Here is a 24,099-nt window from a genome sequence, read left to right as displayed (position 1 = left end):
CGTAGATCCTTAAAAAATCTTTTACACAATTAAACAATAAAAGGAAATTCATAGGCTCCATGGCTGGTACCCCCACCGTGCATACAAACACAGATCCCGCACTTGTGATCCAACAATATCTCAAGGAATTTTTGGACTTGGCTGTGCGGCGAAAGTGGATGATTCTCAGTTTTGTGTTTTTGGGTATTACCGTAGGTGGAATTCTGGCCTGGCTAAAAGTGGAATTATATCGATCGGAAACGGTAATTCTCATCGAACAACAAAAAATACCTGAAAAATATGTTCCATCAGTTGTCGGAGGTAGTACGGCGGAACGAGTGTCCACGATGACACAGCTGGTCTTAAGCCGGACCAACCTTCAAAAGGTCGTCGACGAGTTTCATCTATATCCTAAGGCTATTAAGGACAAAGGTTATGAGGAGGTGGTTGCAGGTTTACGGGAAAACATTCAGATTAAAACCAAGGGTGGGGGAGAAGTCGAGGCTTTTACGATATCATTTGCGCACTCTGATCCGATAGTGGCTATGAAGGTCACGGCCAAGTTGGCTTCCCAGTATATCGATCAAAATATCAAAATTCGGGAACAATTTATCGAAGGAGCCATGGAATTTTTGGATCAAGAACTTATGCTTGCGAAAGCAGGCTTAGATCAAAAAGAAAAAGAATTGTCGGAATATAAAATGAAGTATTTAGGCGAATTGCCCGGGCAATTGGATGTTAACCTGAGGACGCTCGACCGGTTACAACTGGAAAAAATTCAGGTGCAGGAATCCATAAATTCGCTTAATCCTCGGTTGGATCTATTGCAAAAATCCATTCATGATTATGAGACAATGGGAGGGGCTTTTATGGGATTTGAAAATGTCCCATTGAATGTTGGAGAAGCGTCCTCTCCGGATCCATTGGAAAAGCGTATTGAAGAGTTGAAAAAAGAATTGACTAATATGTTGGGTGAATACACGGCTGAATATCCCGATGTGATTTCTCTTAAAACCCAAATTAAAAATTTAGAAAAAAAAGAAGCTACGCGAAACTCAAAAGAAGCCAATCTAAAAGAATCTCTTGTTCAGAAAAATGAATCCCTAGACTTTGACAAGGATAAGCCTGACTTTGATCCATATTTAAACCAATTGAAAAGTTCCCATGAAGAATTAAAGTTCCAACTGGGCACTCTTCGTGATCGTTTGAAAAAAATTTCTGAGGATATGTATCTCTATGAGAGGCGGATTGAAGCAACTCCGCATCATGAACAAGAATTGCTTGCACTAGAGCGGGATTACGACAATATGCAGAAGCATTATCAACGCCTGCATGAAAATCGGATTAACGCTAAAATTTCTGAAAATCTCGACAAGCGGCAAAAGGGAGAACGATTTCGCATCCTGGATCCAGCCCATTTGCCCACTAAGCCAGAGGGATTCCCACGGGAATTAATAGCCATTGGTGGGGTGGGCGTGGGGGCCGGTTTGGGTTTTGGCCTTGCTTTCCTTCTGGATGTGTTATGGCCGACTTTTCGTCGATCCGAAGATGCGGAGGTGTTGTTAGGGTTGCCAACTCTGGCTACCATCCCTAGCTTCACAGTGGCCTATGGAAAACCACTAAAAATGGTTGCAAGAGAGCCGGTGTTCAAGGTCGGAGCTAATGGCAAGCACATGGCATTCTCTCAATATACCGATTCCTTGATGAAACCCAAAGGTTCTAATGATGTTGGAGTAGAAGACCATGGTCAATTCAGGGGACTCCACAGGAAAATCCCTTCAGAAGCGTTTTCACCTCAGTTGAATTTGGTGACAAAATGGAGACCTCAATCTATTGTGGCCGAGCAGTACCGCATCGCTGCGACCCGGCTGGATCTTTTGGATGCCACCGCGTCCCACCAAGTCGTGCTGATTACCAGCGCCTTGCAGGGAGAGGGAAAAACTTCCACATCTGCGAATATTGGCTACACGCTGGCTTGTGATTTGGATGAGCCGACACTGGTGATTGATTGTGATTTTAAATGTCCGAATCTTCCCAATATTTTAGGGCTTGGTCCGGAGCCGGGCCTTGCAGAATATTTCGCTGGAGTTGAACCCTTAGAGGCCTGCCTTCAACGCATGCCGGATATACCGCTTTGGTGCCTGGCGGTGGGTAATGCCAGTCGCTATCCGGTTCCCTTTTCCAAATTGCAAAATATCTCCACGATCTTGGAGCAGATGAAATCTCGTTATCGGTTCATCATTCTGGATGGCCCTCCAGTATTACCATTGGCGGATGTCAATATATTAAGCGAATTGGCTCAAATTGTGCTGATGGTGGTTCGATCCGGAGTCACACCCAAAGACGCGGTGCAGAAAGCCCTCGAGATGGTCCATCAAACAAGGACTATGAGGCTGGTGTTAACTGATGCATGGACCAAGGGGGTACCTTACTATGTGCGTAAAAACTACACCCCGTCTTACTCGTTGGGCAGCAAGAATTAGAGGAATTTTTCTAGGAATGAAACTTTCATGATTGTGAGGCAAGAAAACACACAGATGGGAGAAAGGTATTGTTTTAATTTTCACGGCAGATAGTCTGGGTTTAGCGATCTTAAAACAGGGAAACGCTTTAGTTCTTATGACAGATTGAAGTTTCACTCAATAAGGACACATACAGGGCTTCATTTAAAATGCCATTGTTGATCACGTTTCGTTTTCTCTAAGACTTCGGATCAAGCATGGAGGCGGATCCAATGACCGGTCAAGGATTGACAGTAAATTTTGATTGTTTCGGCAATAAATCCGGGTTGCCTTGTACCGTCGGGGTCTCTTATGCGAAGTCCATGGAGAATATTTTCCCATCTAGCCTTAAACCGGTGGATCAAAAAGCGTGTCCTTATTATAGGAGACGGGCCGCTGGCCCAAGAGCTGGCACGCGTTTTGGTGTTCGATCGGTCTTATCGGTATGACGTCAAGGGGTTTTTGTCAAATAATCCCGCACTTTTAGGAACATCATTGGTCAATCCCATGGTCATTGGGACGATCAATGAGTTGTTTGCACTTTCCGAAAAAAATCAAATAGAGATGGTTGCAGTTTGTGTAGAAGACCGTCGGGGGACTTTGCCCCTGGATTCCCTCTTGGATGTGAAATCCATGGGTTTAGAGGTGATCGATGGTCACCGTCTATATGAGACCGAGTGTGGACGCCTGTCAATCGACGAGCTCAAGCCGAGCTTTCTTATTTTTTCCTCAGGATTCAGGCGAAAACCAATCATTATGTTTCTTAAGCGCCTTGGGGATATAGCAGGTTCGCTCCTTGGCCTCGTGATGTTAGCCCCTCTGCTCGTTCTGATAGCCTTATTAGTAAAATCAGACTCCCCTGGGCCAATCTTCTATCGGCAAACACGGGTGGGGCAGCATGGGTATCCCTACACACTGTTAAAATTTCGTTCGATGCGAGCTGATGCTGAAGCCGAAGGTATCCAGTGGGCGGCCCTGGGAGATGCGCGTGTCACGAAAACGGGAGCCTGGCTTCGAAAGCTTCGATTGGATGAATTACCCCAATTGCTTAACGTCCTGAAAGGGAACATGAGCCTAGTGGGCCCTCGACCCGAACGTCCGCATTTTGTTCAGGAACTACGAAAATCTATTCCTTATTATGACCTTCGACACACGGTTCGTCCAGGAATTTCTGGTTGGGCGCAGACCTGTTTCCACTATGCCGGGTCTCTGGAAGATTCGCATGTCAAATTGCAATACGATCTTTACTATGTCAAAAATCTCTCGTTGTGGTTGGACCTACGAATCCTTGTCCGCACCATTAAGGTCGTCTTCAAGGGCGAAGGTGCGCGGTAAGACCAAAGAGTTTAAACGTAAAGCGAAATATGAGCAATAGCTATGATCCACGGATTGAGCTTCGACATTGAGGAACATTTTCAGGTGGCCGCCTTTGATTGTGTGGCAAGACGCCGGCATTGGGAGACTCATGAAAGCCGGGTTGAGCGCAACACCCACCTGATCCTTGATCTTCTGGAGGAACGGAAGATTCATGCCACGATGTTTGTGCTGGGATGGGTAGCAGAACGACATAAAGGTCTAATTAGGCGCATCGTGGAAGCGGGGCATGAATTAGCCTCACATGGGTATGCACATGAACTCATTACCGGGCAAACTCCTCAGATGTTTCGGGAAGATATCCGGCGAGCCAAACATACTTTGGAAGATATCGGAGGTAGGCCTATTTTAGGTTATAGAGCTCCGACTTTTTCTATTACCAAGGAATCAGAATGGGCTTTGTCGATCCTAGTAGAGGAAGGGTATCACTATGATTCCAGTATTATGGCTGTCGTGCATGATTACTATGGAATTCCCGGAGCCATCTCCACCATCCATACCATCTCCACCGATTCAGGATCCATTTGGGAGGTGCCACCTTCGATTTGTAAATGGGCTGGGATGAGGTTTCCAGTTGCCGGAGGCGGATATTTTCGTCTATTTCCGTATCGGTTCCTTAAGCCGCTCTTGCAGCGAATCGAGTCCCAGGGCCATCCTCTCATTATGTACCTCCATCCCTGGGAGCTGGATCCTTTTCAACCGCGTATGAAGGGTACAATGCTTTCTGAGTTTCGTCATTATCTAAATCTAGGAAAGGTCCACAGCCGCCTCATTCAACTGTTGCAAGACTTTTCATTCGGACCGTATCGCAATCTCATCACCCATTAATTGGTAGATCGTGTCTGTTGGCACTCCCCGCATTATCTATTTCGAATCTCATTATACCTCCTAAAAAGATCTCCCATTTGCAGTCCTCTAGCAAGTCTATTCGCAGAGCTAGCTGCAAGAATCTGAGCCACTGAAGGTGGGGTTACGAACCTTGCATTTTGAGATGCTTATGCTCAAAACGAAAATAGGCTCTCTGGTGGGCAATGTTATTGGGCATTGGAACCGACGTACATGTCTTGCTGGGAGTTGCCTCATCCATGTGGCTGGGTAAGGGTTCCTGACTATCCGCCCATCAGAATTGACGGTTCAGATTGATTATAGCCTACAAGTTGTCTGTCTAGAGAGCCAGTTCAACCTTTATGGAAACCACCGAGGTGCTATTACAGGGTTGTTGTCCTTAGTTCGTGATTTCAAAGCAAAACAGCAATAGGTCTGTTTGATGGGCGTCAAGATTTTTCAGCTTGTAGCTGAATTTTTTAATTTTATGACCGATAGAGTACCTTATGGAAGATTTTTCCCAATGCCTCTTTTGTTTTTAAATTTGAGGGCGACATTTTTTGACTTGAATTCTTTTTAAGCCTACTCATGGGATGCTGATGCCAGCATTGTGACAGGGTCTGCGGTGGTCTTTGTTTTCAAGGCGTAACTTACGTGGGCAGTTGCTGCTTGCAGGTCTATGATTGTAGACAGATGAAGGGGGATGTACTTTAGCGTATGGGTAATCGAGGTATATTACGTCTGGCTATTTTCGTCGTGTTCTGGGTCATGGCTCACCCTCCGAGTCTCGTCTTAGCTTCCCTTTCTCTGCAATCCTCCTTTAACGTCACTCAACAGTATACGGACAATCTTTTTTACTCTGATAAGGACAGAGAGGATGATTTTGGAACCTATTCGGGACCCAATCTTGAGCTTAAATATGCCAATCCTGACATTGTGCTTGGCGGGACGTATTTCGGCCGGTTCGTTGCCTATGTCAACAACCCTGACCAGGATCGGTATATTCAAAACGCCAATCTTATCTTGGAGCTCCCGTTTTTAACCAAACAGTATAAAAACTTGACGGTGAAAATCGATGAAGACATGAATTTCACTCCTCAATTAGATGCCTTCTCTTTGTCTGGGGCGCAGGATGCCTTCACCACGCCTGGAGTGCGAGCTGGGACTGGGGGGGTCTCAGAGGTCTCCTCTACTTCTTCACAAGGTGTTGGTGGGACCCAGGGGGTGTATACGAGCCGTGCGAGTTCGTTCTTGAATCGGTCCGGTGTTACGCTAGGATATACCTGGTCACCTCGCCTGACTCCGACTCTGGCGTACAACAACCAATATCGCCATTTTTTTTCAAATCAATTTCAAGATTCCATGATACACATGGGATCATTTTCTCTGCCTTATGAGTTGACGAATGCCACGATCGGTGCTTTATATTCCTATCGGCAAACAGAATTTATAGGTAAATCCACGGAAAACACCTCTGCGGATCAAATTGTTAGCCACAATGTACAACTGCAAATTGCCTATAGTTTTACTTCTTCGTTGAGCGGTTCTATTCGTGGTGGGGTGGCGTTTACCAAACAAAAAAGAGCTGAAGAATTTAATGAGGGAGGTTCAACGACCGACCTTTCCAATAAGTGGCAGACCAATCCCATTGGCGGAGCGACGCTGACAAAAACATATCGAAATGGGAGCATTTCCCTTGATGCTTCTTCAACAATTGGGAGTGGCGGAGGATTAGCCTCTCAAGCGACCCAAACGCGGATCCTTACGGGAAGGATTCAACATGCTCTGACTTTAAAGATGAATACCTTTGCGTCTGTTGGGTACGCGCAGAATAAGTCCGTCGGCGATGGGGATGCCTTGGACACCAAGACGTATCGGATCCAATCTGGAGTTGGGTATGGCTTTTTGCCATGGCTTTTCGGCAATCTGATCTATTCCCACATTGACCAACGTTCCCATGGTTCCGCGGCTGGTAATGTAAAAGTCAACGAGATATATTTTGGAATTACTGCCATTGCGGATCCCTGGGTTTTAATAAGATAAAGAAGGGAGGAAGGATAATATTTCCAAATACTTGGAATATCTTTTCTTGGTTGTTTTTGATCTATGAATACAACACTTTATTTTGGGTCTTCTCCCAAACGAGTGGGTAAAAGTTAGACCGTAGCGGCTGGGAAAGGCGAGTAGGGCAAGGGGATACAGTGTTTTAAACACGAGAAAAATCTGTCATGATCACCGGATGTCAACGAGCAAGAGCCTGCTGGATCCTTCTAGGTTTTCAAGAGCACGATCAAGGGAATTTGGCGACCGCAGGCCGTTATTGGCGCGGCGTCAAAACTGGATGTTGGGGACTCCATCGGAGTTTTCTACGATCGAGGGTCGGCAATCGCTGTCCTGTGGGGAGGCATCCAAGTGAGTCCGCGTTCTGATGTCGCGTGGCAGTGAACAGGACGTTTCTGGGGCGACACCGTTTTAGGGACTGGTATGTGGGCCGCGTCGGAAACGGCCGTCGGACGTGGCCAGGAGCTCAGCCGGTGGAAGACCAGGCTGAAGGATAGGCGCTCCGCGGCGGCGGCTGGCATTAGACTTCCATCAAAAGGCAGACCTCCGGATTGTGTCAGCGATCTGGGAGGCGCATCTGTCGGCGTCATGGAGAGCCTGATCGTTCTACGAGGTGGAAGCCAAGAAAGTGGCTGACAGTTGGCGATGGATGGCGGCCTTCGAGTCGACCGTGAAGCATGCCCAGCGCGATCTTTATGCAAATTTCACGTGATGCGGCATCTCGGTCAGGCGCTCGTACGGGCAAACGAAGCGGCTGGAAGGGACGTCTTTATCAAGGGCAAAGTATACCCTCCTGTCCGAAGAAATCTGACCTGAGGACGCAGGGCGAAAAGCCTCGATGCGAAAACGACTCCACGGCCTATGTGGAAGAATTCGCTTAGATACCAGACCGAGGCTGGGCGCGGAGGTTTTTCGAGAACTGGAAAGCCGCATTGAAGAGGCAGCGCCTGAAACCCTTCGAAGACTTTGCGGAGATGATCGAGCGGCACTGGGATGGGATTGCCGCCTATGCCAAGGCTGAGAATAAAGTTTCGCTTGGGTTCGTGGAGGGACTCAACAATAAGATCCGGGTGATTCAACGCCGGGCGTATGGGTTACGCGATGAGGAGTATCTCCGCCTGAAAGTCTTGACCTGTATGCTCAAGCCCATCTGAAAAACAACCCAAAATCACCCACTCACTTTGGAGAAGAGCCTTTATTTTTGAATGTTCTGGCAGGGTTGACTGACAAGAAAGGGTTATCTCCGACTCCTTTTTGTGTGTTCTGATTAGAGTTTCTGTTAAAATGATTTTTTTACCCCTTGTCCCACGCCTATGAGAAATCCCTGCCCGTTTTATGCTGGAAAATGCCTGCGAATTTTAAGGTTTTTTCTTCGGTCATCCCAAGGCTGTTTCCAATGAAGTGGTTGAGGTAGTCTTTAATAAGTTCCTTTTCCGTTGGGTTATGGGATACCTCATGAGAACTGTAGATGATTCATCCCTTGATACACCGACTTTTTTGGGGCTTTTATTCGATTGCGGATGCAAAAGAGAAATCCTCATGGATTAATTGGCAAGGGAGCTTAGGGTATACCTGTTGCCATGGAATTTAACTTTTAAGCTTGTACCAGATACTCAGACCAAAAATCGTTTGGTCCAACGTTTCGGTTGGACTTTCTCCGGATCGGGAGAGGAACGGCTGCTCGTTTCATTGACAGCCTGGGAGGATATGGTAGGACGAAGGAGCGAGGTGCCGAGGAGTGCAAACAAGAGGCGGTCAAGCAAGGTATCGAGTCGGGAGACGCGGTTGGTGATGGGGCGAAGCGATGGAGGAGTTCCGGACGTGGATATTATGCGAGAGTGGAACGCCCCCGTTTCAGCGGTCGCAAGAGGATGATTGCCTGTGGGGTCTGATTTGGCGAGCGCATGAGGTAAGGGGCCACCGCGATAGTGCCCTTGCGTACTCGGCGATCTGCGTGAGGTCAGTGAGTGCGTGAGCAACCATTGCCTGGGCAAGCTCATGAAGCGCCACAAGAAGATCCGCGCGCACCGCGGCTCCAAGCCGCCAGGGGTTGGCGACATCAAGCCGGCCGTGGCCGCCCCGAATCAATGGGGGCAACCGGGTACGGTGGACAGACCGGATTGGGCATGGGGGACTGACCGTGTCTCTATTCGGCCCGACGAAGGGGCTCTACCGGGCGGGGTGATGGCTCTTGATGCGCGGAGGATTATTGGTGGGTCGATGAAGGCGAGGTTGGCCAAGAAGCTGGGGGTGGACGCCGTATTGCTGACAGTGGGGCGACGCCCGCCCGAGCCTGTCGAGAGAATCCACTCATATCCGAGGGCGCCGTTACGTAACGATGTATGGAAGCGATTCTGCCAGGCGTATGGGTGTTTCCCTGCAGGAGCCGCCGAGGGGAGGATTACGAGCATGCGGCGGTAGGGGCTTCTGCGGAAGCCGGAAGAAGAAGAAAATCCGTCGCCCAATCGTTAAAACCCGTAAAGCGGCGCGACCAGAAAGCTTCGATGATAGGGAGGTGGTGTCTAATCGGACGAGACGCCATCAACATCTGGACAATAGCAGCCCAATAGAATAGGCGCATCAGATGACAAAACTCGGCCGAATGTCCACGGAAACGATGCAAGTCCCCAATCGAGGTAATTGTCTTTTAAGATTCGTGGTATTGAACGGCCACTCGCATTCCTTAAAAATATAGAAAAATGGGTTTAGGTATCCGGTAAAATCAACCAAGATGCTGTTTTGGCCTGACTCCTAAGGTTGTCAATGCCTTAAATGCGGTTCTGTGTGTCGGCCAAGGGTTCGGAATTATGAATTCGGAAAATATGTACAGTCTGGAACGTCCAAGAAATTCGAACGGTATAGGTCAGAATACACAGTACCATCAGAGATCACGTACCGTTCAATAATACTCCTCAGAGTGCGGCTTCTCGTGTCGTGGCGTCGCTGGCCCACGGCCATTTGTAGGGCTCTGGTCAGCAAGGTCGTCGCTATTGAGGCGGCACACCCCCACCCCTTTTCGGGAAAATCTATCCACCCCCATTGCGCTCTACAGCCACCCTTTGAAGGTTCATACGCTAGGATATCACTGCCCCAAGCGCGATTAGGGGTTGTCACCGTAAACTGCCGGTTAAGCACAATGGGAGAAATGGGGAAACGTGGTCGACTGTCCATGGTGTGCGAACCATGGCGCAATTGTCAGACTGCACGCAGCGCGAACTCAATACCCTCGCATAGCGGTTGAACACCCGTCCCAGAAAATGTCTGGATTGGGCGACCCGTAAGAATTGTTCACTGCGGTATCAGTCACCCGGTGGACTTGGAACTTGATCCCGTCCCTTGTATTCCCCGTAGTTTGCTACGTGGGTTACTGGTTCAGTTGGGGAATTAGCCTTCCTCTGAACATCCCGTCAGCTTGCTAGGGGGGTGCTTCACTCCCAGGCTGGGTGCCCACCCTATGGGGTATTTCCCCTATCAGGAATTTGCTCTACCTTGCAAACAGAAAAATTCTATAAAAAATAATCAAAGTAATGTTTAGGCCTTACGCTACTTACATACAAGCAACTCCCTTCATCAACATGACAGGAGTCCGGCAACTATGAACTATACGATGCGCGTGATATTTTCTGTCTTTCTCTTTTACTTGACATTAGGCGGGTCGTATATTTGGGAGCTCAAGCAGGTCTTGGCTGACGGACTTCCGATCATTGACATTAAGGCGTGGGCGCATGATGCGGAACTCACTTTGCCGGCAAACCAGACAAGGCTGCAGGTTGCCGCTTCCCAGACCCATCAGGGTCTGAATCCGTTGACGTATCGTTGGGTTAAGGTCAGTGGCCCACCTTTAGGAGAGGTAACTTTCCTGCCTAATGGTAATGAGGATGCGGACATCACGACTGCCACGTTCCGCGGAAACGTTGCCGGTATTTATACGCTGCGAGTGATCGTTTCCGATGGCCTACAGAAGGAGTCAATCTCCGAGGTTGAGGTTTTGATAAATCCGAATCGATCAGATGCCAGATCTGGAAATGCAAAGGTCAGGGTGGAGCGCGATGGTGGGCGTAAAGTCATGACCAGGGCCGATAGAGTGATTGTACGCTTCGAGATAGACACAAATGAAAAGGAGGGATCGCTACGATTGTCAGCGGCTTCACTGGCAGTCATGGATTCGCTTGGGGCTAAGGTGTCGAAAACCTGGTTAGAAGGACGTTTCGGTCTTGTTGAGCTGGCGCCCGGAGTGAATTATCAAGTCGCCTTGGACAGACTACAGGCGTTGCCCGAGATCCGATATGCCGTCGCCGATCAGTCCATAAAGCTCGACCAATATGTGCCCAACGATTCACAATTTGACGCCCAGTGGGGACTCAAAAACACGGCGGGGGTCGACATCCGTGCTACATTCGCTTGGGATCAAACAACTGGCAACGCTCATAGTCTTGTGGCGGTGATGGATACCGGAATTGACTATACACATCCAGACCTGTATTTAGCGATTGCTATCAACAATGGCGAGATTCCCACCTCGTTGCTGGGCCAACTTATCGATACTAACTCAAATGGGTTGATTGATTTCTACGATCTCAATTCGCGGAATGCGAATGGGGATATCATTCTCGATGAATTCGGTGAAAAGTTTAATCAGGCCCTTGTATCTGACCACAACGGAAACGGTTACATCGACGCGGGCGATTTGCAGGTTCCATCGTGGAGTGACCAGATTGATGGCGATGGTAATGGATACGTAGATGACCTCTCCGGCTGGAACATCCTAAACGATAGCTACGATGCGATGGACACACATGGGCACGGCACCCATGTCACTGGCATTATCGCCGGACGAGGGGACAATGGAATTGGAATTGCCGGAGTCAACTGGCGAACCCAAATTCTGCCTGTCCGGTTTCATGACGGCGGCGGTGGGTCAGTCTCAGATGCGATTCAGGCCATAGAGTATGCTGTGTTGTTGAATCCAGACGTGATTAACGCAAGTTGGGGGACAGTCATCGATAACCCGGCACTGAAGGAAGCGGTCCAGTGGGCAGGAGATAACGGTGTGGTATTCGTCGCAGCGGCTGGCAATGGGTCGAACGATATTGGTGATCCGGCCTTCGCCTACTATCCGGCGGCTTATCATGATCTGACCAATCTCATTAGCGTCGCTTCGGTGGATCCCAGCGGCAGCCTGTCTTCGTTTTCAAACTACGGCTTAAACTCTGTCGACCTTGCCGCTCCGGGTGCCAATATTCTAAGTACAGGGCTTGGCGGAAGCTATGTTTTTTGGAGCGGGACATCCATGGGAGTGGCTCATGTCTCTGGCACAGTGTCACTTCTGGCTGGACTTTTCCCCGACCAATCGCCTGACTGGCTTGTCAATCGAGTACTATCAACCGTAAAAACGCTTCCAGACCTCGAGTTCAAGACACGCACTGGCGGGATGGTAGATGCCTTTTCGGCGGTAAACACACCCAGCCTCGCAGGCCCACGAATTGTTATAGCAAGCCCAATTGGCGATGTTTTGGGGCCGACCGATCGAGTCTTCCTCACTTTTGATAGTGCCATGTTGGCCCAGACATTTACAACAGACGACATCGAAATCGTCGGACCTCCAGGTTCGATTACCCCGACGGCTGTGAATAAGATCACGGACTTCATCTTCGAGGTAGTATTCCCGTTGCAAGCTACAGTCGGTACATACACCTTGCATGTAGGCCCGGAAATTCAGGACAACCTAGGTCGACTTATGGATCAGGATCGGGACGGTAGTATCGGGGAGAGCCTTCATGATCGTTTTACTGTCATTTTTCGCTTGTTACCACCTCCAACCGCATTGATCCTTGACGATGGGGAGGCGGGGTACAGTGCCAGTGGGGGTTGGACCACATACACGGGGGTCGGGACGCAAGGGGACTTTGCCTATAAGGTAGTCGGCAGTGGGACGAACACAGCCACATGGACGCTGAGCGGGCTGCTCCCCGGACAATACCAAGTGGCGGTGACCTGGCAGGCGTACATCAATCGGCCCCTGGATGCGCGCTATACAATCCTGGACGGGGCCACGGCGTTGGGGACGGTGACCGTTGATCAGCGTCAGGACCCGGTGGGCTTGGTGGAGAATGGGGTGTTGTGGCAGGACGTCGGGGTGTATCACCTGACAGGTGACACCTTGGTGGTGCGCCTGAGTGACCTGGCCGGGCCGGCTGGGAGTTACGTCATTGCCGATGCCGTGCGCGTGGAGCGCGTAGGGGAGGGAACACCGGGCCCGGAGGTTCAGGTGCGGGTCAGTGGAGGGGAGGTGCCTGACGGCACAGGGTCGGTAGATTTTGGCAGTACGGTGGTCGGCACGCCGGTGTCGCAGACGATAACGGTAAGCAATGTGGGCACGGTCGATCTCCAATTGGGCACGATCACGCTGCCCACCGGGTATAGCCTGGTCACGGGCTTTGGAACGACGCTGGTGAGTCCCGGGCAAACGACGAACTTTGTGGTGCAGTTGGATGCAGGTGTGGTGGGCATGTATGGGGGCGTACTCAGCTTCGACTCCAACGATGCGGACGAGAATCCCTTCGACTTCAGTGTGTCTGGAACCGTAACGGGGGGAACAGTGCAAGTCCCGGAGATTCAGGTGCGGGTGGGTGGTGGGGAGGTGTCTGACGGCACGGGGTCGGTGGGCTTTGGCAGCACGGTGGTCGGCACACCGGTGTCGCAGACGATAACGATAAGCAATGTGGGCACGGTCGATCTCCAATTGGGCACGATCACGCTGCCCACCGGGTATAGCCTGGTCACAGGTTTTGGAACGACGCTGGTGGGTCCCGGGCAAACGACGAACTTTGTGGTGCAGTTGGATGCAGGCGCGATAGGCACATATACGGGGGTGCTCAGCTTCGACTCCAACGATGCAGACGAGAATCCCTTCGACTTCAGTGTGTCTGGAACCGTAGCGGGAGCGCTGCCCCTCGTTTTGATCCTTGATGATGGGGAGGCGGGGTACAGTGCCAGTGGGGGTTGGACCACATACACGGGGGTCGGGACGCAAGGGGACTTTGCCTATAAGGTAGTCGGCAGTGGGACGAACACAGCCACATGGACGCTGAGCGGGCTGCTCCCCGGACAATACCAAGTGGCGGTGACCTGGCAGGCGTACATCAATCGGCCCCTGGATGCGCGCTATACAATCCTGGACGGGGCCACGGCGTTGGGGACGGTGACCGTTGATCAGCGTCAGGACCCGGTGGGCTTGGTGGAGAATGGGGTGTTGTGGCAGGACGTCGGGGTGTATCACCTGACAGGTGACACCTTGGTGGTGCGCCTGAGTGACCTGGCCGGGCCGGCTGGGAGTTACGTCATTGCCGATGCCGTGCGCGTGGAGCGCGTAGGGGAGGGAACACCGGGCCCGGAGGTTCAGGTGCGGGTCAGTGGAGGGGAGGTGCCTGACGGCACAGGGTCGGTAGATTTTGGCAGTACGGTGGTCGGCACGCCGGTGTCGCAGACGATAACGGTAAGCAATGTGGGCACGGTCGATCTCCAATTGGGCACGATCACGCTGCCCACCGGGTATAGCCTGGTCACGGGCTTTGGAACGACGCTGGTGAGTCCCGGGCAAACGACGAACTTTGTGGTGCAGTTGGATGCAGGTGTGGTGGGCATGTATGGGGGCGTACTCAGCTTCGACTCCAACGATGCGGACGAGAATCCCTTCGACTTCAGTGTGTCTGGAACCGTAACGGGGGGAACAGTGCAAGTCCCGGAGATTCAGGTGCGGGTGGGTGGTGGGGAGGTGTCTGACGGCACGGGGTCGGTGGGCTTTGGCAGCACGGTGGTCGGCACACCGGTGTCGCAGACGATAACGATAAGCAATGTGGGCACGGTCGATCTCCAATTGGGCACGATCACGCTGCCCACCGGGTATAGCCTGGTCACAGGTTTTGGAACGACGCTGGTGGGTCCCGGGCAAACGACGAACTTTGTGGTGCAGTTGGATGCAGGCGCGATAGGCACATATACGGGGGTGCTCAGCTTCGACTCCAACGATGCAGACGAGAATCCCTTCGACTTCAGTGTGTCTGGAACCGTAGCGGGAGCGCTGCCCCTCGTTTTGATCCTTGATGATGGGGAGGCGGGGTACAGTGCCAGTGGGGGTTGGACCACATACACGGGGGTCGGGACGCAAGGGGACTTTGCCTATAAGGTAGTCGGCAGTGGGACGAACACAGCCACATGGACGCTGAGCGGGCTGCTCCCCGGACAATACCAAGTGGCGGTGACCTGGCAGGCGTACATCAATCGGCCCCTGGATGCGCGCTATACAATCCTGGACGGGGCCACGGCGTTGGGGACGGTGACCGTTGATCAGCGTCAGGACCCGGTGGGCTTGGTGGAGAATGGGGTGTTGTGGCAGGACGTCGGGGTGTATCACCTGACAGGTGACACCTTGGTGGTGCGCCTGAGTGACCTGGCCGGGCCGGCTGGGAGTTACGTCATTGCCGATGCCGTGCGCGTGGAGCGCGTAGGGGAGGGAACACCGGGCCCGGAGGTTCAGGTGCGGGTCAGTGGAGGGGAGGTGCCTGACGGCACAGGGTCGGTAGATTTTGGCAGTACGGTGGTCGGCACGCCGATGTCGCAGACGATAACGGTAAGCAATGTGGGCACGGTCGATCTCCAACTGGGCACGATCACGCTGCCCACCGGGTATAGCCTGGTCACGGGCTTTGGAACGACGCTGGTGAGTCCCGGGCAAACGACGAACTTTGTGGTGCAGTTGGATGCAGGTGTGGTGGGCACGTATAGGGGCGTACTCAGCTTCGACTCCAACGATGCGGACGAGAATCCCTTCGACTTCAGTGTGTCTGGGACCGTAGCGGGAGCGCTGCCCCTCGTTTTGATCCTCGACGATGGGGAGGCGGGGTACAGTGCCAGTGGGGGTTGGACCACATACACGGGGGTCGGGACGCAAGGGGACTTTGCCTATAAGGCCGTCGGCAGTGGGACGAACACAGCCACATGGACGCTGAGCGGGCTGGTCCCCGGACAATACCAAGTGGCGGTGACCTGGCAGGCGTATACCAATCGGGCCATAGATGCGCACTATACGGTTCTGGACGGGGCCACGGCGTTGGGGACGGTGACCGTTGATCAACGTCAGGACCCGGTGGGCTTGGTGGAGAATGGGGTGTTGTGGCAGGACGTCGGGGTGTATCACCTGACAGGTGACACCTTGGTGGTGCGCCTGAGTGACCTGGCCGGGCCGGCTGGGAGTTACGTCATTGCCGATGCTGTGCGCGTGGAGCGCATAGGGGAGATGTAGACCTCTCCTCCATAAGCCGTGCTGGGTCATATGGTCAAGACAAAGGACATCAGTGACCGACCCAGCTGTCGGGTGCCCAAGTTACATCGATCCTTGTTGCGCATCGTTCGATCTCTCTGTGGGCCAATGTTCAAAGGGACAGTTGGTTCGGGGATTTTGGCGTTACCGTCTTTGGCTATTTGGTGGTCCTTCATTTTGATGCGAGCCGAAAGGTAGTTTCGCAAACGCATTAATCGGATCAGCCAGGCACTAGAACTTCAGGTACGAACCAAGCATGGCAATATGTTCCTCATGTAGATATACCAGCCAGGGAAAAGGAAGGTCGGTGTATAGCCGATGCCACGCAAAGCCCACCGCCTACGCCGAGTAACAAATACCAGTTTTCGAATGCAGGAAGTGCGGATAGGCCCCCCATCGCTGCAATAAAAAAAGCACCGCAAAAACCGCCAACCCCAGCAAGAATCCACCTCACTGGACGATTTGATATCAACCCAATCACACTCAGAAAAAAGGTAGCAGTGAATGCGCCGGCGAGAATTGCCATCAAGGGAGCATCATAATCAAATAGCGTCGTTCCAATCTTTCTTTTGGCAGCGATATTCAGTCGGCCAACGAGTTTTCCGTCGAGGTATAATTTCGATATCTTGCCGTCATACGTCGCTGCTACAAATAGTGGTTTTCCTATTTTCAGCACTTCAGAAGTTCGCAAGGGAGGATCAAACCCGTTCGGGCCAGTGGCCGGAGTCCGCAGTCTGAAAACCATTCGACCTCCTTCCTGTCCCAGCGTAAAGTTCCTATTGTATTGATCTCTTGAAAAAGTAACGATACGGGCGGAGTCGAATTGCTCAAGACTATTGGTTTGAACCCACGCTACAAGCGTCATTGTCCCCCTCTTCACCAGAGCATCAAAAATCTGTTTTTCCTGATCTGGTTCAAGGATGGGTGTACCATATTCCTGCTCAATAATCCTTGGTGGAATGAGCGCGAAAATCGGCTTTGTTCCCGTGCTTGGCTTCTTTAAATGACTTGACTTGGAAAAAACATCGCTGAGAGTCAACAATTGGGTTTGGCTTAAAGCCTGATCGAAAAGTTCAAGCGCATAAACGGTCCCGCTCCAAGGTCGGTCGCGAGTCAGTTCATTGTTTATTGCAATTCGATATGACGGATTCCAATTCGAAAAATCAGTGTCAAGCCCAGGTTGGGAAATGACAACAAATAATATCAATATTCCCGTGGCACTGCTGATCAGAAGGAATGCTCGAACTATTGCTGGCTGTGGCAAGGATATTTTGAGAGAGAGAGAGATGTTAGCCAGACACCATCCAGCAATTCCTCCCAAAATATTTGCAGTCATATCTATTAAACTGGGATGGCGGTTTGGATAAATCAGTTGGACAATTTCCACGAGGCAGCTAAGTATAGCTATTGTGATGATTGCGAAAGGCAGTCGTTTGCGTTGGAGGGCTACTCCCAATGGCATGTAAAGGAGCAGGTTATTTAGCACGTCCATGAAGTTTGGACGCCAAGACACAAAGTCGATCGAAGGATAACGAAAATCGACTGGAATGGCAGTTGCACCGATGATCAGTGCTACGGCAATGGGTAACAGTCTAATATTGTTTGCGCTGATAGGCCTACTGTCAGATTTTGTATCTCTCATCAGATATGGGACCTGCCTTGATTTTTACTATCTCTATCTTACGTTAAATAGGAGGCTATAAAAAGAATGGTTTCCTCTAAAAATGGGGAGGGAATTGTGAGGATTTTAGGCCAATTTTTCGGATTCTTGTCCTCAATTCTTATTGCATTCAGGTTTGTAGGTAAGCCAGCAATGATTTGTTTTTTAACTTCAGCCGGGAAAAACCCATAAAGAGGACTTAAGTGAGCCATGTAGCGGGGGACCTCGTGGCAAAAGGAAACTCTTTTAGTAAGAGCATGGGCCTTTAGAATAGCTGGTGCTTTTTTATCCTTCGGAAAAGGGTATCTAAAATAGCCTTTCTCGTAATCTTGATGTGTGAGTTGAATGTTGAATGGTTTAATTTGCCGGTCCACACTGCAAGGCTTGCAGAGTAATCTCATCTTCAGACCCAAACAGATTCCCCAATAGAGTCACGTGGGGAACAAAATTAAATGTATGATAGGCTTTGCTCAGATCGCGATGGTTGTGGAAAGACGTTCATAGACCATGCCGGACGGTATCAGAAATATGTTGTCATAGGGATCCGAGTGGTCTTTCTTTGATTTCTCAAGATTTGAACACTCTTCAGGTCCTTCAAACAGTTTTTTTTTATTCGCTTTCAGCCCATCTCAGGTTGAATGGAAGAATTCAAAACTGTTGTGACAGCTGCATCATAATTCCTAGCTAGTATTTTTATCCCAGGGCAGCAAGCAATTAAAAAAATGAAAATATTATATGGGCACTTCTAAAAACAGTCGAGGTAGCGTGTTTGCTCCGCTGTCACTGGGCTAGGCATGCCATCGGGAAGGACCATGAGAAAAGAGCGGGCCTCCTGATTGAGCTTTCTTTGCGTCATGATCGTTCCCCACCCCATGGTTACACCGTTTGCTCTCGACTGACGGTCGTGAGCACCAGAAATCGCTGGAAGTTGTAGGCGAGCTTCTTCAGCCCGATCTTCGCGTGGGCCCGGATCTGGCCAATCGTTCGAATCAGTGTGCCGCCCATCGCCATCGCCTGGTGGCCGAAGATATGTTCAACGCGGGCGCGGATCCGGCTCCGACGCTGATTCGTATGCTGTTGAGCGGGCGTCAAGGGGCTGGCTCGATAGCCTTTGTACTGCATCTTGGACCGCAGCTTCCGCTTCTTGAGTTGCGCTTCGATCTCGTCCGACCGATAGGCCGCATCGCCCCACACGTCCCGTCCGGCGGCCTTGCTCTGCAACACGTCCTCCAGGACTTGACTGTCATGCACGGCGGCATCGGTCACGGTATACCGTCGAATCAGTTTATGCGTCTTATCCACGTTCACATGATTCTTATAGCCAAAGTGACTGACCCCATGCTTTTTCGTCCAGCGGGCATCCGTATCTTTCTGCCGTCGCTTCGCAGGCTGCGCCTCCCACTCTGCCGGGCACTCCCCGGCCTGCACGGTCGCGTTTTCCTCCCGCGTATTCCGTTGCTTGGGCACCGGGACCAGCGAGGCATCAATGAGTTGGCCCCCGCGGGCTTGTACCCCCGGGGCCGCCAGATAGGTGTCAAATTGCTTGAAGAGCTTCTCCACGACGCCGGCCTGCGCCAACGTCTCCCGGAATAGCCAGATGGTCTTCGCATCGGGAATCCGCTGATGCAGGTCGAGGCCCAAGAAGCGCATGAAGGAGAGCCGATCGCGAATCTGGTATTCCGTTTGGTCATCGGATAAGTTATAGAGGGCTTGCAGCACGAGGATTTTAAACATCAGAATCGCATCAAACGGTGGTCGGCCTCCCTTGGTCCGCTTTGACCGACGAAGACTTTTCTCCAGCATCTTGCCAAAGCCAGCCCAGGGGATCTGTTGGGCGAGGTGTTCTAAGGGATCGCCCTTCGCCGTAAGCGCATCGTAGCGGTGAGTTAAATCAAAGAAACCAAGTTGGTCCGATGTATCCATGTGCGATCCTCCTTGGACCAGACTTATGCCAGAATCTCACAAAATTGTCAGCAGTTTTTAGAGATGCCCATATGGTATATCGGGTGAAGGCATGGAATACGCCACTTGCAGTTAGGGCATATTAGATTATCTGGTACAAACCCAAGATTTGAGATTTGTTTCAAGTTCACGCGCGTACAAATTACTTCACAACTACTTTGTCAATTCCTTACATAGAATAAAGGAATTCGATTCTTTATATGATAAAAGCACCATGTCAAATTCCAAAAAATTGACTTCAAAGTTTAAAGAAAAGCTCCTCAGGCTTTTATAAAAATCTCTCAAATGAAGCTATGAAAAGTGCACACTTTAACTTGATATAGGGATATCAGGTTGCAAATCATTTCTATATTACTTTACCTAGATGAATATATTTTACATTTTCAGTATTGAAAACATGCAGATTATTGGCCGGTGCAATCTTGGCAATTCAGTACCGCTTTACTGAGAAACAAAATTATTCAATCGCCAAAAGCATTGTCAAAAAAATTCCGGATTGCAATCAATATCACTAAATTTTTGTTAAAAATCAAATAGATTCAATTGGTTGTCGAACAGCTTATCCTCACGCCTGGTATTTCCGTCCAGAAAGGCTGAGTTTTAAAGGGATGTTCACTGAGCAAATCTGTAGTAGTTTTTTGAGTGAGGCTTAAGGGTGGCCCGCTTCTTGACGATAGACACAGGGAAGTAGACCGAGACTGCGGTCCAGGTTTGTACTTTCTAGGCATTTTCTGACGTGACTGAGAGTTTTTTCTTCGCAGATACTGGTTGACCCATTTGAAAAACAACTCAATGTGCCACCGCATCTGGTACCGGGCACCGATGGATGGCAGCGGTCAGATCAACGAGGTTGGGTAGTGAGATAAGTGTCTTGCAAGACTTGAGATCTTTGACACGGTACGGGGAGATGAATGGGGTCCATTTTTTTGTGTAGAACCCGGACAACACCCTAGTCTGATCACAGTCCTTTTGTCTTCATCGCTCAGGGATGAAATAGATGCTGCGACAATCGGGATTTGACTTGGGATAGGTAACAAAGAAGGCCTAGGGTGGATGAAGGGTGAATAGTTGTCTAGGCGCTCATGGCCAATGAAAAATACTCCAGGTTCAGGGAGTCGTAGATCGGGGCCATGCCCCCTGTTCGAAAAGTCCAGGCCAGGGGCTTCTGTTTTGTAGAGGATCTGGGCTTGCTTGTTCAGGCATGGGGCGAGGTTGAGGCAAAGGTGCCAATTTCCGTGTTCGTTGCCTCGGCCGGACATGCGTAACCAGTTGAAGAATATGTCCGTGATACTGCTTTGCGGCTTGCACTGACAAGTAGTAGTCCTTGATATCGCGAGGGCATTTTCGCGCGAGGGCAATTAGATTAATGCCAGAATACGAAAATGTTCAGTGTATGGCAGCGTCTGCATCCGGTTATCGCCCTCATGGCGAGTGCCAATGGGAGCAAAGGTGGTTCATGGCAAATAATCCATAAACTAAGCGAACAAGGTCTGGTCGACCTATATGATGGATGCTCAAAAAACTACGTGGGAGGATACCATAAGACTGTGGTTCTGGCTTGTAAGTCGACAAAATCACAGCATGCTAAAAAATAAAGTAATTCATATGCTTAAGCGGCTCGAAGCCCATTCGGCCAAACACTAGTGAATCAATTTATACTATCTTCTTTCTTGGGGAGTGGGTATCCGCAGAAATGACAGCTCAATGGTAGCCGGCATTCTACGAAATGAGATCATTCAAAAACATCTTTCTCATAAAAGTTTCCTACATGTTTATTAAACGACATCAAGAAAAATAATCTAATAAATATTTTTCAACAGGGTTCTATTGAAATTTTTTGTGTATGGTTTTTAACGCGGAGAATATCAGAGAAATGGTTTCTTTTCTGCCCAGACAAAAAGAGTTCTTAAAAATCATATCCCCCAGTAAAGTTTTTTGGTGAGTCAATCAGAAAACAACCCCATGGGCATCCGTGTTGGAGGCAAAGTAAGCCGCATCAGAAACGTCCTAGCGAATTGGGGCGGCTACATTTTTGCCGTCGGCGTTAACTTTGTTCTCTCTCCGTTCATCGTCCATAGTTTGGGGGATGAATCCTACGGTATTTGGGTGCTTCTGGGCTCGATCGTTGGATATCTTGGGTTGCTCGATCTCGGCGTCCGCGGCGCGGTTACGCGCTACATCGCCAAATTCCACGCTCAGGAGAGTCATCTGGAGGCAACACGGGTCGCCTCCTCGGCTCTGGTCGTATTCGTCTTGGTTGGGTTCGTTGCGATCGCCGTTGCCGGGGTCTTGGCCATCGTCATCGACCGGGTCTTTCAGATTCCACCAGAACTCGTCGCCGTTGCCCGCGTAGTCTTGATACTGGGCGGCGTCAACATGGCGATTTCGATGATCAGCGGCGTTTATGGGGGCGTGGTTGCCGGACTCCAGCGCTTCGACATCGCCAATCTTTTCGAAATCGCTATCGGCGTAGTTCGCGTGATATTGGTCGTCCTCGCGTTGAAGACGGGCTACGGGCTGATTGCGTTGGCATTGATACAGTTGGGCGTGTCTGGGTTAAGGGGATTCGCGAGCTTTGTGCTCAGTCGTCGTTTGTATCCACAACTCAGGGTTTGCTTTAAGGAGTGCCATCGCTCTCACGTGACGATGATTTTTTCGTTCAGTGTTTCAGTGCTCCTTTTGCAGGCTTCCGGGACGATTATCCTGTTTACCGACTCGATCGTGATCGGGTCATTCCTGCCCCTTAGTATGGTGACTTTGTTTGCAATCGCATCCAACCTGACCGAGTATGCACGAGCGCCAGTCAGTGGCATCTCACAGACCCTGACGCCATCAGCAAGTGCACTCGAGGCCGAAAACGAAGGAGACGAGTTGGAGCGCATCCTCCTCGTCAGTGCTCGCATTGCGACCCTGATAGTATTGCCGATTGTTGTGACCTTCATCTTTCGAGGGGAGGCTTTCATTGGCTTGTGGATGGGCGAAGAGTATGCGAAGCCGTCTGGCGAAATTCTTTGGATATTGAGTTTGGCTCTCTGGTTCGCAATCGGGTATCAGGTCGTAGTGGCCACTATGATGGGTATCTCAAAACATGCCGGGCTCGTCCCCGCATTTATTATTGAAGCGGTATGCAACATTGGCCTTAGTCTATACTGGCTTCAATCGTATGGTATTGTCGGCGTAGCATGGGGAACAACTGCACCGCGTTTGGTGGCATCCATCATATTTGCGCCGTGGTACGTAAATCGAGTGTTGGGGACATCGATTCCCAAGTTCTGGCTTACAGTGTGGATTCGACCAGCGGTTGCGATCACCCCATTCGCGCTTGCGACCTGGCAAATCGAGCAGATCTGGCCAGCCGATAATCTGATTCTCTACTTCGCTCAGGTGGCAGCCGTCCTGCCGCTAGCGGCGTTCGGAGCTTGGGCCGTAAGCCTTACGTCCTCTGAAAGGAATCGCCTCGCCCCCCCAGGATTTCTGAGGCAATTAATAAGCAAGAGCTCCGACTGACCGGTCTTGGCCCTTCTCATATCGCCTTCAGAAACGACGATGGAGCGACGAGAAGTACTTAGATAGATGGGGGCGGGTAAAGATTTTGAAGTCCGCTGATCAAAAGGAGAAGTTTTATGGATAATATTGCAAAGAGTGGAGCAAATCCGTCGGTTGAGGCACAACAAGCATACTGGGACGACCGGTGGGGAAAGCAGGAAACGCCCAACGAATGGCAGAAGAGGCGATCCCAAGTAATCATCAAGATGCTCAAGGGACTCCGGCTCGATCATCCGAGAATTCTCGATGTCGGCTGTGCAACCGGCTGGATGACCAAAATGCTCTCCGAGTTCGGTACGGCAGAGGGTGTCGACCTTTCCGAAGCGGCGATCGAGGCAGCCAAGAAGGACTTCCCCGGAATCAAATATACTGCGGGCGATCTCTACGAAATCGAGCTGACTAGCGAGCCTGTTGATTTGGTCGTCTGCCAGGAGGTGATCCCCCATGTCAGCGATCAAGCTCTGCTAATGAAGCGGATCATCGATGTCATCAAGCCTGGTGGGTATTTGATTATTACTGCCGCGAATCGTTTCGTAATGGAGCGCATGAGAGATTCCGATGGCGTGGGCGTTGGAGGTGAGGACCCGGAGGATCACATCAAGAAATGGCTGGACATGAAAGAGCTAAAGGGTATCATTGAGCCATACTTCAATGTCCTTGACTCCACGTCGGTGATACCTATGGGCAACCGCGGTTGGCTGCGAATCATCAACTCGCCCAAACTCGCGAGGGCACTGAGTTGGTTCATCACACCGGCCCGCCTGGACGAGTTGAAGGAGCAGATGGGGTTCGGCTACTCAATCATCGTATTAGGACAGAAGAAGTCGTGATGGAGGAAGGTGCCGTGCCAACTGCAAGATCTCAAGGACAGG

Annotated in this window: 13 protein-coding genes; 9 read left to right on the top strand and 4 right to left on the bottom strand. The window is 50.7% G+C overall.

Translation table 11 applies throughout. The annotated features are described in order from the left end of the window. Window positions 1-59: 59 nt before the first annotated feature. The 5 genes from H6750_15575 to H6750_15555 all read left to right on the top strand — a co-directional run bounded on the left by H6750_15575 (window position 60) and on the right by H6750_15555 (window position 7,894). Window positions 60-2,462 carry a hypothetical protein gene (locus tag H6750_15575; GenBank protein MCB9775728.1) on the top strand — a complete coding sequence of 801 codons (2,403 nt, stop codon included), beginning with the start codon at window positions 60-62 and terminating at the stop codon, window positions 2,460-2,462. A gap of 330 nt (window positions 2,463-2,792) precedes the next feature. Then, the gene (locus H6750_15570) at window positions 2,793-3,815 is read left to right on the top strand and encodes a sugar transferase (protein MCB9775727.1); all 1,023 of its coding nucleotides are present in this window, start codon (window positions 2,793-2,795) and stop codon (window positions 3,813-3,815) included. Between the two features lie 42 nt (window positions 3,816-3,857). Then, window positions 3,858-4,682: a DUF3473 domain-containing protein gene (locus H6750_15565; GenBank protein ID MCB9775726.1), complete on the top strand. Its 825-nt coding sequence runs from the start codon at window positions 3,858-3,860 to the stop codon at window positions 4,680-4,682. 714 nt (window positions 4,683-5,396) lie between these two features. Then, on the top strand, window positions 5,397-6,722 hold the full coding sequence (locus H6750_15560; GenBank protein MCB9775725.1) for a hypothetical protein: 1,326 nt from the start codon (window positions 5,397-5,399) through the stop codon (window positions 6,720-6,722). An 899-nt stretch (window positions 6,723-7,621) separates the two neighbouring features. Next, window positions 7,622-7,894: a transposase gene (locus tag H6750_15555; protein MCB9775724.1), complete on the top strand. Its 273-nt coding sequence runs from the start codon at window positions 7,622-7,624 to the stop codon at window positions 7,892-7,894. Between the two features lie 459 nt (window positions 7,895-8,353). On the opposite strand, the gene H6750_15550 is transcribed toward H6750_15555, so the two are convergent. Next, window positions 8,354-8,740 carry a hypothetical protein gene (locus H6750_15550; GenBank protein MCB9775723.1) on the bottom strand — a complete coding sequence of 129 codons (387 nt, stop codon included), beginning with the start codon at window positions 8,738-8,740 and terminating at the stop codon, window positions 8,354-8,356. Here H6750_15550 and H6750_15545 point away from each other — a divergent pair. Further along, the gene (locus tag H6750_15545) at window positions 8,739-9,161 is read left to right on the top strand and encodes a hypothetical protein (protein MCB9775722.1); all 423 of its coding nucleotides are present in this window, start codon (window positions 8,739-8,741) and stop codon (window positions 9,159-9,161) included. The two genes, H6750_15550 and H6750_15545, sit on opposite strands and share 2 nt — an antisense overlap. Before the next feature lie 1,174 nt (window positions 9,162-10,335). Beyond that, a complete protein-coding gene (locus tag H6750_15540; protein ID MCB9775721.1) occupies window positions 10,336-16,041 on the top strand; it encodes a choice-of-anchor D domain-containing protein in 5,706 nt (1,901 codons plus the stop codon). 289 nt (window positions 16,042-16,330) lie between these two features. On the opposite strand, the gene H6750_15535 is transcribed toward H6750_15540, so the two are convergent. The 3 genes from H6750_15535 to H6750_15525 form a co-directional block, all read right to left on the bottom strand. Next, window positions 16,331-17,701 (bottom strand): VanZ family protein, encoded by a 1,371-nt coding sequence (locus H6750_15535; protein MCB9775720.1) that lies wholly within the window; start codon window positions 17,699-17,701, stop codon window positions 16,331-16,333. Between the two features lie 38 nt (window positions 17,702-17,739). Next, a complete protein-coding gene (locus H6750_15530) occupies window positions 17,740-17,931 on the bottom strand; it encodes a hypothetical protein (GenBank protein MCB9775719.1) in 192 nt (63 codons plus the stop codon). Window positions 17,932-18,595: 664 nt separating this feature from the next. Then, window positions 18,596-19,642, bottom strand: a complete 1,047-nt coding sequence (locus tag H6750_15525; GenBank protein MCB9775718.1) for an IS5 family transposase — start codon at window positions 19,640-19,642, stop codon at window positions 18,596-18,598. Between the two features lie 2,001 nt (window positions 19,643-21,643). On the opposite strand from H6750_15525, the gene H6750_15520 reads away from it, so the two are divergent. Together H6750_15520 and H6750_15515 are read left to right on the top strand one after the other, a co-directional pair. Continuing rightward, window positions 21,644-23,188 carry an oligosaccharide flippase family protein gene (locus H6750_15520; GenBank protein ID MCB9775717.1) on the top strand — a complete coding sequence of 515 codons (1,545 nt, stop codon included), beginning with the start codon at window positions 21,644-21,646 and terminating at the stop codon, window positions 23,186-23,188. Window positions 23,189-23,304: 116 nt separating this feature from the next. Next, entirely contained in the window at window positions 23,305-24,057 is a 753-nt protein-coding gene (locus tag H6750_15515) for a methyltransferase domain-containing protein (GenBank protein ID MCB9775716.1), read from the top strand. The last annotated feature ends 42 nt before the right edge of the window (window positions 24,058-24,099 follow it).

This window comes from Nitrospiraceae bacterium (genome assembly GCA_020632595.1).
Taxonomy (GTDB): Bacteria; Nitrospirota; Nitrospiria; order Nitrospirales; family UBA8639; genus Nitrospira_E.
The sequence above is the reverse complement of the archived record's forward strand: the minus strand, read 5'-3'. Positions and strand labels throughout refer to the sequence as shown.

Bases quoted from the DNA above. Each gene is read 5' to 3' on its own strand.
- H6750_15525 (MCB9775718.1), bottom strand. From the start codon at position 19,642: ATGGATACATCGGACCAACTTGGTTTCTTTGATTTAACTCACCGCTAC.
- H6750_15570 (MCB9775727.1), top strand. From the start codon at position 2,793: ATGCGAAGTCCATGGAGAATATTTTCCCATCTAGCCTTAAACCGGTGG.
- H6750_15515 (MCB9775716.1), top strand. From the start codon at position 23,305: ATGGATAATATTGCAAAGAGTGGAGCAAATCCGTCGGTTGAGGCACAA.
- H6750_15575 (MCB9775728.1), top strand. From the start codon at position 60: ATGGCTGGTACCCCCACCGTGCATACAAACACAGATCCCGCACTTGTG.
- H6750_15535 (MCB9775720.1), bottom strand. From the start codon at position 17,701: ATGAGAGATACAAAATCTGACAGTAGGCCTATCAGCGCAAACAATATT.
- H6750_15550 (MCB9775723.1), bottom strand. From the start codon at position 8,740: ATGAGCTTGCCCAGGCAATGGTTGCTCACGCACTCACTGACCTCACGC.
- H6750_15545 (MCB9775722.1), top strand. From the start codon at position 8,739: ATGAAGCGCCACAAGAAGATCCGCGCGCACCGCGGCTCCAAGCCGCCA.
- H6750_15520 (MCB9775717.1), top strand. From the start codon at position 21,644: ATGGGCATCCGTGTTGGAGGCAAAGTAAGCCGCATCAGAAACGTCCTA.
- H6750_15530 (MCB9775719.1), bottom strand. From the start codon at position 17,931: ATGGCTCACTTAAGTCCTCTTTATGGGTTTTTCCCGGCTGAAGTTAAA.
- H6750_15540 (MCB9775721.1), top strand. From the start codon at position 10,336: ATGAACTATACGATGCGCGTGATATTTTCTGTCTTTCTCTTTTACTTG.
- H6750_15560 (MCB9775725.1), top strand. From the start codon at position 5,397: ATGGGTAATCGAGGTATATTACGTCTGGCTATTTTCGTCGTGTTCTGG.
- H6750_15565 (MCB9775726.1), top strand. From the start codon at position 3,858: ATGATCCACGGATTGAGCTTCGACATTGAGGAACATTTTCAGGTGGCC.